Genomic DNA, 15,490 nt, shown 5'->3' with positions numbered 1-15,490 from the left:
CTCTCAATGTCACCGCGCCTGTTCGAGAAGAGCCGGGAGATCCTTCAGGATCGCCTTCAGTTGCGGCTCTCCCACCACCCGGGCCGCGTCATCGTGGCTCATCCATTTGCGCTCGCGCTCTCCCATCTCCGGAAAACTGTCGGCAAGCTTGACCACCTTGATCGCATAGACATGCACATCCGTGGTCATCGGCAATCCTCCGTCGACGATCTTCTTGTAGCGATAGCGTCCGATGCGTTTTGCTTCCGCGCCGCGATGCACGCCTGCCTCTTCCCATGCCTCTTCCAGCGCCGTGCCCGTTCCATCCGTGCCGGCTACGGGCCATCCCTTCGGAATGATCCAGCGTTTGGTCGTGCGCGACGTGATCAGCAGGACCTCCGGTCCGGCCTCTGTCGGTCGATAGCAGAGCGCGGCGATCTGCACATGCGCAGGCCGGCCAAGAAGGGGGGCGAGATAGCTATTCCAGATCCTTGCGAACATCGGGACACCGTTCAGGAGCGGTCAATATCCAGTTGTTTATAAAAATGCCAGCCCGATCACAAGGTTAGTGGAGCAAAAGTCCCTTCTTATCTGGCCTTCTGGCACCTTATGCCCCGGTTTCCAGCCTGCAAGCGTTCGCTGTTCAGCATGCACACTCCATAAAACGATCGTCCCCACGATTGCATGACCTCCGACGCGCCTTCTTTCTGCAGAGCAATTTCCGCAGCCGATGGAAGCAATGACTTTCATGTTGCTGCGTTTTCTGGGCGATGCGCCCTTGCACGCGCGTTCAAAAAGGCGGAACATTGGCTCAATTGACCATTGAGTTCGCAATCATCTGTTCAGTGATGTTTCGGCGTCGCGGTTTCATCGCGAACTCATGATGCTGTAAATCCAGCCATTGCCATCCAGAAACCTGAGAGAAAGGCCTGAGCTCTTTGACGTCGATAGAAGTGGCCCTTCAGATTGCCGGTTCCATAGCCCTCCTGCTCTTCGGTCTCTCGCTGGTCCGGGCGGGGATGGAAGAGGCACTTGGCGTGCGCCTGAAGATGATGATCGGCTTTGGGACGCAGACGAAGCTGAGGGCTCTCTTTTCCGGACTTCTGGTGACGCTCGGTCTGCAATCATCAACCGCAACGGCCCTTCTGACAGCGTCCTTCGTCGGCAGATCGCTCATCGACGGGCGCAGGGCCCAGATCGTGCTGCTTGGCGCCAATGTCGGCACCGCGCTGACCGCGCTTGCCGTTTCGACGGGAAGCGGCGTGATCGCGCCGGTGCTGGTCCTGATCGGCTATGTGATGCGCCGCAGGACAGGCAATGTCAGCATTGGCACCGGCAACGCGCTGATCGGGATCGGCCTGCTGCTGATCTCGTTGACCATTCTGGAGAGCGCCACCGCGCCGATACGCCACTCCGAGGCTCTGGCCGGCTTCATGGCAATGCTGGGCGGCGCTCTGCCCGTGGCGCTCGTGCTGGCGGCCGGGCTCGCCCTTCTATGCTCATCATCGCTTGCGGCGGTGCTCCTCGTCCTGTCGTTTCCCATGCCGCCGGCGCTGACGGTTGCCATGGTTCTGGGCGCAAATCTCGGCGGCGCGCTGCCCGCCGTCATCGCCACGGCAAAAGATGAGGTCTCCGCCCGTCGCCTGACGATCGGCAACCTGATCGTGCGCGGCGCAGGCTGTGTGATCGCGCTTCCCTTTGTCGGGTTCATAGCCGATCGGCTGTCCCTGCTGCCGTTCGGCGACGCCCTGCTCGCCGTCGAAACGCACGTGATCTTCAATCTCGTTCTCGCCGCGCTTGTCTGGCCCTTCGTCGGCAGCGTGACGCGGTTCGTCGCATGGTTGATCCCCGATGAGGAAGCGCCGCTTCTCGATATCGGCGGCTGGCTGGACGATACCGTTCTGGATCAGCCCGCTCTCGCCCTGCCGGGCGCAAGCCGCGAGGTTCTCGCCATCGGGGACATGGCGGAACGGATGCTGGATTTGACCCGCGCTGCCTTTGCCAGCAACGACACCAGCCATCTCGCCGCCGTCGCGGAGCTTGAAGAGCGCATCGACCGGCGCCAGCACGACGTCAAGAGCTATCTCTCGAGGCTGGGCAATGAGACGACGGAGGCCGAACGGCGGCGCACGATCAACATTCTCGATTATGTCATCAACATCGAGCATATCGGCGACATCATCGACAAGGGACTTGGGCCGGAGGTGCGCAAGAAGGTCGGGCTGAAGCTGCGTTTCTCGGATGAGGGTTATAACGAGCTCGACAGAATGTTCCTGATGACCCAGGAAAACCTGCGCATGGCCCAGTCGCTGTTCATGACCGGCGACCGCAGCATGGCGCGCCGACTGGTGGAGCTGAAGGTCGATATCCGCAGCTTCGAGCGCCAGTCATCCCAGCGGCATCTGATGCGGCTATGGGAAGGCGATCAGGAAAGTCATCAGACGTCCTCCCTGCATCTCGACATACTGAGAGACCTGAAACGCATCAACGCGCACGCCGTATCAGTCGCCTATCCGATCCTTGACGAGCAAGGCCTGCTGTTCGAAAGCCGGCTTCGGTCCGGCCAAAAGGACAAGAAGAAGGCAAAGGGACGCTCGTAATCGAAGCGATCTTTGAGCGGCGATCCGAGATCCCAGAAAAAAGCCGGTCATCGCGATGACCAGCCCTTTCAATCCAGATAGCGGACGATTTTATTGCAGGCTTATTCCTGAAGGAACGTTCGCGTCAGCCAGGCGTGCATGCCGGCCTCGCCTGCGAAGACGGCTCCTTCGCGGGCGGGGGCTCCGGTTTCGTCGGTCACCTGTGCACCGGCTTCAAGGGCAAACAGTTTGCCCGCCGCCAGGTCGTAATAGCTGAGGCCATCCTCGAAATAGCCATCAAGGCGTCCGCATCCGACATAGGCGAGGTCCAGAGCGGCGGAACCGAGACGACGGATGCCGGCAGTGCCATCGAGACACGCCTGAAGCCCTTCCAGAAAGCGACCACGGCTGATGGCTCTGAGCTGGCCCGGCACGGGCATGGACACCGAGATCATCGCTTCGGATGGTGACTTCGGCGCAAGCTTCGAAACCGGCTCGCCGTTCAGCCATGCGCCCTTGCCGCGGATTGCCGAATGCATGTCGTTGCGAACGGGATCGTAAACCACGCCGAGAATTTCACCTTCGGCATCGCAGAGCGCAATGCTGACTGCGAAATAGGGGATGCCCCAGACGAAATTGCTCGTACCGTCGAGCGGATCGACGACCCACATCTCCGGTCGGGCGCCGGCGCTGAACCCGGTTTCCTCTCCGAGGAAGCCGAAGCTATTCGGATCTTCGCCAAGCACAGCCGCAATTGCGGCCTCGGCTGCCGTATCCGCTTCGGAGACATAGTCAGCCTGCCCCTTCTTGCTCACGGCGCCAGCAGCAAGAGCGCGGAAGCGCTCCATCAACGCATCGCCGCCGGTCCGCGCTGCCTTTTCGGCGAGGCGCAGCAGCGCATCGGGCTCGCTAACCAGTTCCGTCATGATCCGGCTCGCAGAAGAGACGCGGCTTCGAAGTCGAGGCCGAATGTTGCGCCCCTGTCCAGCCTCGTGTGTGCATCGGCCCAGACATGGAGGTCTTCGGCAAGCGTCAGCTTGTGAACCCATGAGCGTCCGACATAACGGATATCCGAAACCGTCGCGTCGAGCTGGCCTTGCCCGGCTTCCGTCAGGCGCACCCGCTCCGGGCGGATGAACAGTGTGGCAGGTCCCGGCTCGCCAGCGTCCTTGACCGACAGCAAGCGGCCATCCGCGAGCCGGAAGCTGCCGTCTTCCACATGCCCTTCGAGGAAGTTCGCATCGCCGACGAATTCTGCGACGAAACGGGTCTGCGGCCGGGCGTAGATGTCTTCGGGGCGCGACAGCTGCTCGACAACGCCGCCGTTCATCACCGCGATCCGGTCGGAGAGTTCAAGGGCCTCCTCCTGATCGTGGGTGACATAGATCGCCGTCACGCCGATACGCTTCTGCAGCTCGCGCAGTTCCTGACGAAGCGACACTCTGAGCCGTGCGTCGAGGTTGGACATCGGCTCGTCGAGAAGCAGCAGCGGTGGGTCGATGACCAGCGCGCGGGCCATGGCAATGCGCTGCTGCATGCCGCCGCTCATTTCGGAGGGATAGCGGTTTTCGACGTCCTTGAGCTGCACCTGCTGCAACGCGTTCTGGACCCGCCGGGCAACCTCGGACCTGGAAATCTTCCTGAGCTTCAGACCGTAGGCGACGTTGTCGAAAATGGTCTTGTTCGGCCAGAGTGCGTAGTTCTGGAAGACAAAGCCGATATTGCGGTCCCAGGGAGCAAGGCGCGAGACATCCGCGCCATCAAAGGTGATGCGGCCGCTATTGATCGGATGAAAGCCGGCGATCGCCCGCAGAAGCGTGGTCTTGCCGCATCCGGATGGGCCGAGCAGCGTGAAAAACTCACCGGGCTCAACTGTCATGTTGACGTCGCGCAGGACGGGCACGTGACCATAGGCCTTCGACACCGCGTCGATTTTCACCTCACAGCCGTGATGCTGGTCGGATTGTGTCGGGGTCTCAGGCATGTTCGATCCTTCTGGACTGGCCGTAACGGACGACCAGGTAAAGCGGTATGTAAATGATCATCATGAGCAGGATTGTCTGGGCGGCTGATACCCCGAAGTCGGCATCAACAAGCGTGTTCTCGAAAATCACGGCGGTCATCGGCTTCCACGGCGGACGATAGAGCACGATCGTCGAAGACAGTTCGGTGACGATGTGCAGGAATGTCAGCGTGGCTCCGGTCACGGCACCCGCCAGCATCAGTGGTGCGGTAATCGTGACGAATACGCGCAGCGGCTTTGCGCCGAGGCTGATCGCCGCCTCGTCAAGTGCCGGATGCACCTGTCTGAGTGCCGCCTCGGAGGCCTTGACCGTGAAGGGCAGGTTACGGATCACGTAGGCGAGCGCCAAGATGAACCATGTGCCCGTGAGCAGCAGCGGGGCCTTGTTGAACATCATGATCAACCCGATACCCAGAACCGTTCCCGGAATGACATAGGGCATCATCACGGTGATGCTCAGCACCGGCGCGATCACCGGGTAGCGCTTGCGCACCAGAACGAAGGCTATGCCGAGGCCTGCCGCGAAGGCGACGGCGGTACCGGCGATGCCAAGCGAAAGCGTGACCCAGGCGGGGCCGAGGCCGCTCGCCAGCATGGTGGTGTAGTTGGACAGCGTGAAGGCGAAACGCGGCAAGCCGACGCGCCATTCCATGAAGCTCGTGACAAGCACGGTCATGTGGGGAACGAAGGCAAAAAACAGGACGAGGCCCACAAATCCCAATGCGCATATCTGGCCTGTCCGGCTGAGCGGCCTGCGCCCCAGAGCGCGCGACGAAACCACCGAAAAGCCGCGTTTTGCCAGATAGATCTGCTGCGCCATCAGGAACAGGCTGGAGATCGCGACCAGAACGACGGAGCCGGTCGCAGCGAGAGCTGGATTGCGCCCGGCTTCGCTAAGGAAGGAGGTGTAGATCAGCACCGGCAGGACGCTGATATCGAGGCCGATGATCCGCGGCGTTCCGAAGTCTGACAGTGCCGCCATCGTCGCGAGATAAAGCCCGGTGATGATGCCGGGCATCGCGAGCGGGATTTCGATGGAAAACCTCGCCTTTGCCGGATTGGCACCCAGGCTCTCGGCGGCCTCGACATGGGAGGCATCAAGCCCCCTGAAGGCGCTGTAGCTCAGGAGAAAGATGACCGGAAACACGAGCCATGCAATCACCCAGATGACGCCGTGGATGCCGACAATCGAGAAATCGACACCCAGTGCATTGGTGATGACGCCGTTGCGCCCGAGCAGCAGGCGCCAGGAATAGGCGCCAAGGAAGGGCGGCGAGACAGATGCCATGGTCGCGAAGAATACGATTTCGTTGGTTGCGGGAACCTCGAAACGCGCGAGAACGTAAGCCAGCGTCACGCCGATCAGGGCTGCGAGTGCGGTCGCCGTGATCGAGATGAAGAGCGAGTTGATCGTTGCCTTGACCGTCTCGTTGCCGGTGAAGAAGGCGACATAGTTGGACAGCGTCAGCCGGCGGCCGGTGTCATCGAAGGTGATGTAGGCATTGGCGGCATGGTGGAGGATAACGCTTCCGTCGGACGTCGTTTCCGCCGTCAGAGGGGCGGGCGCCGTCTTGTTGAACAGCCCGCGCGGAGCCTGCTGGCTGACAACCAGTTTCTCTTTGCCGGTTTGCAGGGAGAGCTTGCCACCCTCATCGACCGATGGCTCGATCGGCTGAGGTGCGCTCAGCCGCACCGAAAGCGGGCCGGCGACGCTCACCTCGAGATCGGTTTTTCCAGCCTTGCCGAAGCTCAGAGCTTTGCCCGGATCCACGACATCCGTCTGGAACTGCTCCGACATTTCCGGAACGGGTTCAAGGCCGGCATTGCGGTGGACCACCGAAAAGCGTCCGCCATCTCCGATGACGGACGCGCTGAGCAGGCGAAGCTGGGGCAACAGGATCGTCGCTACGCAGAGGAGCAGCGCGACAATCGTGAAAACCAGCCAATTATCGCGCAGGACCCTCATTTATTCAGGGCTTCCTGGAAGCGCGCAACCACGACCGGACGTGGGTCAACGGGCGACACGATGTTCAGGGTGCCGAGATCGGGCAGAACGTCCGGCGGCGTCACATCGACGCGGGCGGATCGGCGGATGGTGGCATCGCGGACGATCTCGTGCGACTGCTCGGAGCCGAGGAAATCGATGAACGCCTTGGCTTCATCGAGATGCGGTGCGCCGGCGACGATGGCCTGAGCGTCGACCTGGCCGGTGACGGCATCTTCCGGATAGATCACCTCGATCGGCAGGCCCTCGGCCTTCCATTTGGCGCCAAGGTCTTCGTTGATCCAGCCCACCGCGGCCTCGCCGTCGCGAACGGCGTTGAAGGCATCGTCGGAGCCGGGGGCGATGCGGGCATCCGTGGCGAGATCACCGATAAAATCCCAGCCATTTTCACCGGCCAGCGCTGATAGGATCGTGTAGCCGGTGCCCGACTTGGCCGGATCGGGGATGATCAGCCCGCCGAGATCCTTCCACTTTGCAGAGACCAGATCCGCCTGGGTCGCCGGCATGTCGTCTGCGGAGACGCGCTTTGTGCTGACGATGATCGGCTGCAGCAAGACGGTATAAGGATGCCAGATGTGGTTGGGATCAAGGGTCACCATATCGGCGTCCGAGGCGCTTTCATACGGCTGGAAAAGCGATGCGTTTTCCTCGAAGGTCTGGGTCGGACCGCCCCAGAGAATGTCAGCCGTCGGATTGCCGGCCTCGGCGCGCAGGCGCTCGACCACTTCACCGGTACCGCCACGGACGATGGTGACGTTGATGTCGGGATGCGCCGTCTTGAAGGCGTCGAGGATCGGGCCGGAAGTGGTTTCTCCGTGAGAGGTGTAGACGACGAGATCGGCGGCCGACGCCGTTGCAGCGGTGAGCATCACCGCGCCCATCGCAACTGCTGCAAGATGTTTGATCATTCATTGTTCCCCATTGTTGGATGCTGATAAAATCTATTAAATGGCAAAAATATCTGGTTGGCAACCGCCATTTTTGCTGCATTTTTCGCCCTTGTGTCATTATCCGAGCACTGGACATGAATCTTCAACCCTTATATATTAAATTAGATGGAATAAATGGGGGGCAGCCTTGTCAGCCACGGGGAATAATCATGCCTATTCAGGCCGGTATAATCGCCGCCTCGTTTTCGACCTCGTTCGCACGAAGGGCGAAACGAGCCGCAGCGAGCTTGTCGCGCTCACCGGCCTGCAACCCCAGACGATATCCAACATCACCCGCGAACTTCAGGACCGAGGCCTCCTTCGCGAGGAGAGCCGACCCGACGGCAGCCGCGGTGCGCCCCAGAAAATTCTTGCGATCAACGGCGCTGCCGGGTGCTCGATAGGCCTGCATCTCGATCGGGACCTGCTGCTCGGCGTTGCCTGCGACCTGACCGCACGCGAAATCACGCGCAGCTCCACACGGCTTAACTGGCGCGATCCGAATGCGAGCGTTGCCGGTATGGCTCAACTGGTATCCCGACTGATCGCCGAAAGTGGCGACAATCCCGCCTGGGGCATCGGCATCGCCATGCCGACGCTGCAGGAAGAGGATTATGAGCAATATGTCGGCTCACCGGGATGGCAGGAATGGAGCCATGTCGATGTCGCTGACGCGCTTGAGGCGGCCTGTGCGCTGCCGGTGATCGTCGAAAATGACGCGACGGCGGCCGCCATCGCCGAGCTGCAGGCCGGAGAAGCCGGAGAACTTTCCCATTTCGTCTATGTCTTCATAGGGCATGGTCTCGGCGCGGGGATCATCATCGACGGACTGCCTTTTCAGGGCGCCTTCAACAACGCGGGTGAGATCGGCCTGCTGAGCTGGCCCGAGGCCCTCAAGCCGGCGGAGACCGGCAATGCCACGCCGTTCTCCCTGGACGAGGTCGCCGCCATGGTCGGCTGCGACGCCTCGACGCTGGAAGAGCCAGGCACGCTCGAGCGCCTTTATCATGGTCGCGATAGCGGGCTTATGCGATGGCTGGAGCTGAGCAGCGCGCGGCTTCGTCTGCTGGCCGCGATGATCGAGAACATGTTCGATCCCGAAGCGATATTCGTCGGTGGCAGCTTCCCTGCCGTTTTGTTGTCATCCCTTGTCGACCGGGCCTACCCGCTGCTCGCTTCCGTCGCCGCGCGAAAGAACCGCGAGGGCGCGCGCCTGAGGCTTGCAGGGCTTGGTGCGAGTGCTTCCGCGGTGGGTGCCGCAATGCTGCCGATCATCGCTCACGGAAGCCCGGATTTCCGCCGCCTGTCGCTGATGCGCGGACGAAAGGATGCGGTCGATCCAGAGACCCGTTTTGACAGGGTTGCGGGCTAGAGCGCAGGCCTCGGGCGACAGGATTGCCGGCGCTGGCCCGTTTCAATTTCCAAGCAAATTCGAGAGTACGAAGGTTTTTTCCATGAGAGTTGCGGTTGCCGGCCTTGGCTACAGGATGGCCAATGTATTGAAGTCCTTCCACAAGGCGAATGACGATCTGACGATCGTCGGCCTTGTGGACCCGGTGCCCGCGGGGCTCGAGCAGGTCGAACAGGATGGCCTCAAAGTCGGTCCGCGCTTCGAGAGCGTCGACGGAATGCTGAAGCAGGTGAAACCCGATCTGCTGACGGTGGGCTCGCCGAACGCGCTTCACCTCGACCACATCAGAAGCGGCCTGCAACACGGCGTGAAGGTCTTCACCGAAAAGCCGGTGGTGATCGATGAGCAGCAGACGCTCGAAATGGCAAGGCTGCTTGGCGAGTTCGGTATCGACCGGGTACTGGTCGGCCTGGTTCTGCGCTATTCGGATCTCTACCGCGACCTGCGCAACGCCCAGGCGCAGGGACAGATCGGCAATGTGGTCTCGATCGAGGCCTCCGAGCATATCGCTCCCTATCACGGTGCCTTCTTTATGCGCGACTGGCGCCGCTATCAGCAATATGCGGGCCCATACATCCTGGAAAAATGCTGCCATGACATTGATCTTTACGCCAGCGTCGTGGGCGCGCGGGCGAGCGCGGTATCGAGCTTTGGCGGGCGCAAGTCGTTCGTCCCGGACAATGCCCCCGCGGTGATGTCGAATGTCGAGCGGGAGCAGTATTACCGCAAGCCAAGCGGCTGGAATTCCACCGAGCACGTGTTCGACAGCGATGCTGACATCATCGACTACCAGACAGCGCTCATCGAATATGAAACCGGCGCCACGATGGCCTTCCACGCCAATCTCAATGTGCCCAACCAGTTTCGCCGCTTCTGTGTCATCGGCGCGAAGGGTATGGCGGAAGGCGACTTCGTCAGGAACAACTTCGCGGTCCATGATGCCGCGTCAGGCGAGAAGCTGGTGGAAAAACGCTACGCCGGCGTCGAGGACGATCACTATGGTGCCGACGATCAGATGGCGTTCGACATCACCCGCAACCTGCGGGAGGGAGAGCCGCTTCCGGTGGGTATCCTGGACGCTCTGGAGGCCGGCCTGACCGCCATCAAGATCGACGAGGCTCGACGCACACGCAAAACCATCGAGCTTGCCGAGATATGGAACGGCTTCGATGAGGCGCTGCGCATGACGCCGTCCGGACATTGACGGCATGAGCGATTTCAGCATCAGGCCGGCGCGTCCCGAAGACCGGGATGCCATCATCGACATCTGCGTCAGGACCGCAGACAAGGGCAAGGATGGCCGCCACTGCTTCAGCCGGCCCGAATACCCCGCCCTGCTCTGGGCCCTTCCCTATTTCACACTGGAACCCCAGCATGCCCTGGTCCTGGCAAGGAACGACAAGGCGATGGGGTATGCCGTGGGAACGCCGGATACGCCGGCATTCGCTCGCAGGCTGGAGCAGGACTGGTGGCCGGATGTGCGCCGGTCTCTGGCGAGCCGCGAGCCGGAGACAGCTGATGATCGCTACGTCTTCGATTATGCGCGGCGACCCGAGACCATTCCAGCGGAGATAACGGAGCCCTACCCCGCGCATCTGCACATCAACCTGCTTCCTGCGGCACAAGGTGGCGGCAATGGCTCGCTGCTGCTGCAGCAGCTGCTCGCCCTGCTTGCGCAATCGGGAGCCAAAGGCGTCCACCTCGGCGTGAACCACCTCAACGAGCCGGTAACAGACTTCTACCGCAAGCTCGGCTTCACGGAGATTGCTCGCCTGCCATCAATCATCATGGCCCGGCGCCTGCCGTGAAGCCGGGGGAACCTGGCCTGCGGCGACCAGCTACAGTCTTCTGATCAAAGACTGGAACGAGGTAGACGGAAACCTGACAGAAACGACCTCTACAGCCGCCGCGAGCCTTCGGGCTGAAAACAGACTAAAAAGACTAGGGAAAACAAGAGAGTTAAGTGGTGCCCAGACGCGGAGTGGATATTTCCTATTAAAACAGCTACTTAAAGAGTAGTGGGACTCGGCGTTCTGTCAGCAAGCTTCAGCGCTTTCAGACATGAATGTCCCACCGCTTTATCCATTTGCCCAGCCCTCGAAATGGCACGGTACTGTGATTATCAACTCCAGTGTCTTCGGTGCTATTCGACGCGGCACGGTAGCCCGCACTCTTTAAACGTTTCAGACGCTTATCGTGCCGATCGGCGGCGTATCCCTTTGGTCGGTGTACAGTGTTGGTGCTGGCGAACCAGCGTTTAGTCCGTTCACTCGCGCCCGTCCTGCGCATCATTGTTTTCACGCACTGATGGCTGATTTCGGGTTGGCTCTGCAGAGCTATTGCTTTGTTGATTTCAGTTTCCAGTGCTGCGTAGAAGTCTGCCTCAGCTTCTGCCGGTGCGGTTCAAACCGTTCAGAACGGGAATACCATTGCCTCTCAAAGAGAGTAGGCTGTATATAGGTAGGAAGAGTTGCCGTGAAGAAATTTTTCGGGGCCGAAAAATAAGGGAATATGATGCGACTATTTATGTCTAGTGTTTCTGATTACGCCGCTAAAAATAAGAGATTTATAAATTAGAAATACATGCAATATAACTTTCGTTCTAAATAGTTATGACAATGATATCGGAGTATCGTCTGTGGGTGAGCTGTTTCAAAAACCTGAACCTAAATCTACTTTGGAATGGACCGGCGAGCGCCTGACTACAGGAGTGCAGGGTCAGGTAGAAATAGAACATTTTCACCGATATTTTATCGCAAGGAAAATGTGCCGTGGGCTTGATGTTCTTGATATCGCCGCAGGCGAAGGGTATGGTAGTGCATTTATAGCGCAGTCTGCGAAATCTGTAGTTGGTGTCGAGGTAGATATCGCTTCTGTTGAGCACGCGCAGCAGTCTTATGTCGCGGATAATTTGCGCTTTAAACACGGTCGAGCGCAGGCGATACCCCTTCCAGATCAATCCGTCGATTGTGTCGTCTCCTTCGAGACTGTAGAGCATTTTTACGAACAGGATTTGTTCGTGAGCGAAATCCGGCGTGTGTTGCGGCCAGGCGGGTTCTTGCTGATGAGTTCTCCGAACAGGGACATATATTCCCCTCCAGGGCGGAAGCCAAACCCGCATCATGTTCGAGAATTAACGAAAGAAGAATTTGTTGACCTTCTTGCGCGTCGTTTCGCTAATGTGAAGCTTTTTGGACAGCGACCGTCTGTGGGATCAGTTGTCATACACGATGGAAACGAAGCTCCTGAAGAAGCAGTCAGCTTTGATCGACGCCATGAGAATACTTTTGAAGAAAATAGAGGCTTAAGCCAAGTTATTTATTGGATAGCAATCGCATCTAACGAGGAGCTACCGAGTGGTTTCGATAGTTTTTACTTTGAAATAGGATCATTAGACGATATTTTTGTCGAGTTGCCTCGACTTCGATCAAACTTCGCTCATAAAATTAATGAATTGAAAGAGATGCAACGTCAGAATAAATTGCAAGTCGAAGATTTGAGAGCCAAAGATTCAGAAATTGAATCTAAAACAGAAGAATTTAGAACCAAAGAATCTGAATACAAATCACATATAAAAGAATTGAAACGTGAGCTGCAAGCGGAGCGTGAAAAGAGTAAAATGGAGCTGGATAATGTCAGAAAGCAGCATCTGAAAATCACCCACGAGATGAAGGAGTTAAAGCGTCATTCCATTGCTGGCCGCATAGAGAGGTTTAATATTCGCTGCGCCGCTGCTTGGCGTCATCCGTTTAAGAGAGAAAAGCGCCGTAAATATCGAAATGATCGCTTTTATACGTTCAAGGGCATTGGACCTGAGCATGATCCTGTTTTGTTGACGGGTGATGGCACAGCAATCAGCTACGTAAGTGGTCGATACGGCCCCGAGCATATGCCGCTTTATAGAAATCTCTTTGAAGTCGTGGATCGCTATTCAGATAACCGCGATGGCTTCGGTCAAAGTTCTGACTGTGCCGCTCTTTTGGATGAAGCCCGTGATCTGGCCGCTGCATTGTCGCTTGGCCGACCAGAAGCATCTATTGTTATTCCTGTCTATAACAATCTACATCTGACATTAACTTGCATTGTTTCGATTTTGGCGACGCAAGCGGATCGCTGCTATGAGATACTAGTTGGGGATGATCGATCGACAGACGGCACTTCGGAAGTACTTTCGCGAATCGGCAGCGTTGTACGCGTCGTTAAACACGAAAAGAACCTTGGTTTTGTTCGAAACTGTAATGCGACAGCCTCTCAAGCCGCGGGTCGCTTTGTCGTTTTCCTGAATAACGATACTTTGGTTTTGCCGAACTGGCTTGACGCCCTTGAGCGCGTATTGAAAGCGGACCCGTCGGTCGGCCTGGTGGGTTCTAAATTGCTGAATGGCGATGGTACACTTCAGGAGGCTGGTGGTATTTTCTGGAGGGATGGATCCGCATGGAATTTTGGACGAAACCAAAACCCTGCTCTTCCTGAATTTAATTACCTTAGAGATGTAGACTACATATCAGGTGCATCCATCGCTATCCCAACCAACCTTTGGGAGGAGCTTGGTGGATTCGATGAACTTTTTTCGCCCGCATATTGTGAAGATGCTGATATTGCATTCCGCATCAGAGAGCGCGGCCTCCGAGTCGTCTATCAGCCATTTTCAGAAGTTTTTCATCATGAGGGGCAATCTCATGGACGAGATACAAGCTCCGGCGTGAAAGCCTATCAGGTGATCAACCAGGAGAAGCTCTTCAACCGTTGGAGAAGCAAGCTAGAAACGGAGCACTTCCCAAATGGCAGTAATGTGTTTGAGGCACGTGACCGAAGTGCTGAAAAGCCCCATGTCCTGATTATTGATCATTATGTTCCTCAAAGAGATCGTGACGCCGGGTCACGTTCGATGTTCATGTATATGAAACTCATGAAAGAGAGCGGATTTCAAGTTTCTTTCTGGCCTGATAACCTCTTCTACGACCGGATCTACACTGAAGAATTGCAGGAGCTTGGAATTGAAGTCATCTATGGAAATTTATATAACAACAAATTTGAAGAATTTCTTGCGGAAAGAGCAGAGAAAATAAAGTATGCTTTTCTAAGTCGGCCTCATATTTCCGTTAATTACCTTGAACCAATTGGAAAGTATAAGCATATAAAAAAGCTTTATTATGGTCACGATCTTCATTTCATGCGCATGGAGCTCGAGCATGAAGTAACCAAGGACAGCTCGATGCTGCCCAAAATTAAGAAGATGAAAACACTGGAGGAGTCTGTATTCAAGAATTGTGACGTCGTTTTTTACCCTGGTGACAAAGAAGTTGAGTATGTAAGGCAGACGGCTCCGCACGTTCACGCTGTACAAATACCAGTGTATGTTTATGAAGACGAAGACCTCGCAAAATGGGGGAATAGAGAACGTTCTTTGGATTCAGCAGATGAAATTAAGTTGCTGTTTGTCGGCGGATTTACCCACACACCTAATATAGATGGGGCGCTTTGGTTAGCGCGGGAGGTTTTGCCGATTCTTCGCCAATCAGGCGTCAAATTCCACCTGACGATCGTTGGCTCTAACGCACCGGATTCAATTCATATGCTTGCGGGCGCTGATATTGACGTACGAGGCTGGGTGAGCGATGCCGAGCTGGAAAAGCTTTATCAAATTGCGGATCTTTCAGTTGTACCTCTCCGTTATGGAGGAGGTGTCAAAGGCAAGGTAATTGAGGCTCTTGCGAAATGCATTCCTGTTGTGACAACTTCTGTTGGCGTGCAGGGGATACTAAATCCGCAGGCGATGACGCTCATTGCTGACACGCCTTCGGAATTCGCCGAGGCTATATCCTCGGTCTACTGTGACAGAAATTCTGCTGCAGAGCGTGCCTCAAACGGCTTGAACTTTATGAAGGAATGGTACTCCACCTCGGCCGTTCGAAAGTTACTTTCGCAAAGCATGAAAGAAATGTGTCAGAATTGAACTGATGCGGTGGATGCCCCACCCCAGCGGCATCGGGTATACCAAGACGGTTCTATATTCACCGAGCGGAGGGCGCATCAATGACATCGAAGATCAGCATTCTGGCAATCGATTTGGCAAAAGGCAGCTTTCAGGTTTGTGCGGTCGGATCTGACGAGACGGTTCTTTATAATCGGGCACTGTCTCGGAACCGGTTGACCACGCTTCTGGTGACCTGAGACCCGACTTCCCTCCATTTTTCCGGAGAGTCTTGGTTTTTTTGCAGTGCGCCCATTTATTGGACCGCCGGATGTTAGATTTTTCCGGCTCTGATCACGATGGCGGGCTGGCGGCGCCACCGGGATTGTGCAACGCGATCGGGACATTGTATCCGATCGCTGAATGAGGGCGATCCTCATTGTAGTGTCTACGCCAATCCTCCAACTTTTCGCGCGCATCCGCAAGGGTCATGAACCAGTTCGCGTTCAGGCATTCCGAACGCAGCTTGCTGTTAAAGGCTTCGATGAAGCCGTTGTCATCGCCGGAGCAATACTCCCCAATAGTGCCGTTTGAATCTTCCCCATGCGCTGCTGCCGCCGGTCTTCCGGGGCGAGCCCCGGAAGACCGGC

General features: G+C 57.2%; 11 protein-coding genes and 1 pseudogene. 6 read left to right on the top strand and 6 right to left on the bottom strand.

Annotated features, from left to right (window positions below):
* Positions 1–9 precede the first annotated feature (9 nt).
* Positions 10–480: an NUDIX hydrolase gene (locus tag TM49_RS06470; RefSeq protein ID WP_045680041.1), complete on the bottom strand. Its 471-nt coding sequence runs from the start codon at positions 478–480 to the stop codon at positions 10–12.
* Positions 481–917: 437 nt separating this feature from the next.
* Here TM49_RS06470 and TM49_RS06465 point away from each other — a divergent pair, with 437 nt between their 5' ends.
* Positions 918–2,579: a Na/Pi cotransporter family protein gene (locus TM49_RS06465; protein WP_045680039.1), complete on the top strand. Its 1,662-nt coding sequence runs from the start codon at positions 918–920 to the stop codon at positions 2,577–2,579.
* A 101-nt stretch (positions 2,580–2,680) separates the two neighbouring features.
* Here TM49_RS06465 and TM49_RS06460 read toward each other — a convergent pair whose 3' ends face one another.
* From TM49_RS06460 to TM49_RS06445, 4 genes are read right to left on the bottom strand one after another with little or no spacing between them, the layout of a single operon-like run.
* Positions 2,681–3,484, bottom strand: coding sequence for an inositol monophosphatase family protein (locus tag TM49_RS06460; protein ID WP_045680038.1), 804 nt, complete (start codon positions 3,482–3,484; stop codon positions 2,681–2,683).
* Entirely contained in the window at positions 3,481–4,542 is a 1,062-nt protein-coding gene (locus tag TM49_RS06455) for an ABC transporter ATP-binding protein (RefSeq protein ID WP_045680036.1), read from the bottom strand. Before TM49_RS06455 ends, TM49_RS06460 begins: the two co-directional genes overlap by 4 nt.
* The gene (locus TM49_RS06450) at positions 4,535–6,547 is read right to left on the bottom strand and encodes an ABC transporter permease (RefSeq protein ID WP_045680033.1); all 2,013 of its coding nucleotides are present in this window, start codon (positions 6,545–6,547) and stop codon (positions 4,535–4,537) included. Before TM49_RS06450 ends, TM49_RS06455 begins: the two co-directional genes overlap by 8 nt.
* Positions 6,544–7,494, bottom strand: a complete 951-nt coding sequence (locus tag TM49_RS06445; protein WP_045680030.1) for an extracellular solute-binding protein — start codon at positions 7,492–7,494, stop codon at positions 6,544–6,546. The genes TM49_RS06450 and TM49_RS06445 overlap by 4 nt, the downstream gene beginning before the upstream one ends.
* Positions 7,495–7,663: 169 nt before the next feature.
* Between TM49_RS06445 and TM49_RS06440 the strand changes: the two genes are divergently transcribed.
* The 5 genes from TM49_RS06440 (at position 7,664) to TM49_RS23355 (ending at position 15,100) form a co-directional block, all read left to right on the top strand.
* Positions 7,664–8,887: an ROK family transcriptional regulator gene (locus tag TM49_RS06440; protein WP_045680028.1), complete on the top strand. Its 1,224-nt coding sequence runs from the start codon at positions 7,664–7,666 to the stop codon at positions 8,885–8,887.
* 82 nt (positions 8,888–8,969) lie between these two features.
* Positions 8,970–10,130: a Gfo/Idh/MocA family protein gene (locus TM49_RS06435; RefSeq protein WP_045680026.1), complete on the top strand. Its 1,161-nt coding sequence runs from the start codon at positions 8,970–8,972 to the stop codon at positions 10,128–10,130.
* A 4-nt stretch (positions 10,131–10,134) separates the two neighbouring features.
* Positions 10,135–10,734, top strand: coding sequence for a GNAT family N-acetyltransferase (locus tag TM49_RS06430; RefSeq protein ID WP_045680024.1), 600 nt, complete (start codon positions 10,135–10,137; stop codon positions 10,732–10,734).
* Between the two features lie 830 nt (positions 10,735–11,564).
* Positions 11,565–14,882 (top strand): glycosyltransferase, encoded by a 3,318-nt coding sequence (locus TM49_RS22950; RefSeq protein WP_144409492.1) that lies wholly within the window; start codon positions 11,565–11,567, stop codon positions 14,880–14,882.
* 80 nt (positions 14,883–14,962) lie between these two features.
* A complete protein-coding gene (locus tag TM49_RS23355) occupies positions 14,963–15,100 on the top strand; it encodes a hypothetical protein (protein WP_201777034.1) in 138 nt (45 codons plus the stop codon).
* Between the two features lie 94 nt (positions 15,101–15,194).
* Here TM49_RS23355 and TM49_RS22945 read toward each other — a convergent pair.
* Positions 15,195–15,398, bottom strand: a pseudogene (locus tag TM49_RS22945) (integrase core domain-containing protein); the annotation flags it as partial.
* Positions 15,399–15,490 lie beyond the last annotated feature (92 nt).

Origin of the sequence: Martelella endophytica (assembly GCF_000960975.1) — a bacterium.
Classification (GTDB): domain Bacteria; phylum Pseudomonadota; class Alphaproteobacteria; order Rhizobiales; family Rhizobiaceae; genus Martelella; species Martelella endophytica.
Note: the sequence above shows the minus strand (reverse complement) of the source record. Positions and strands in the feature narration are given on the sequence as shown.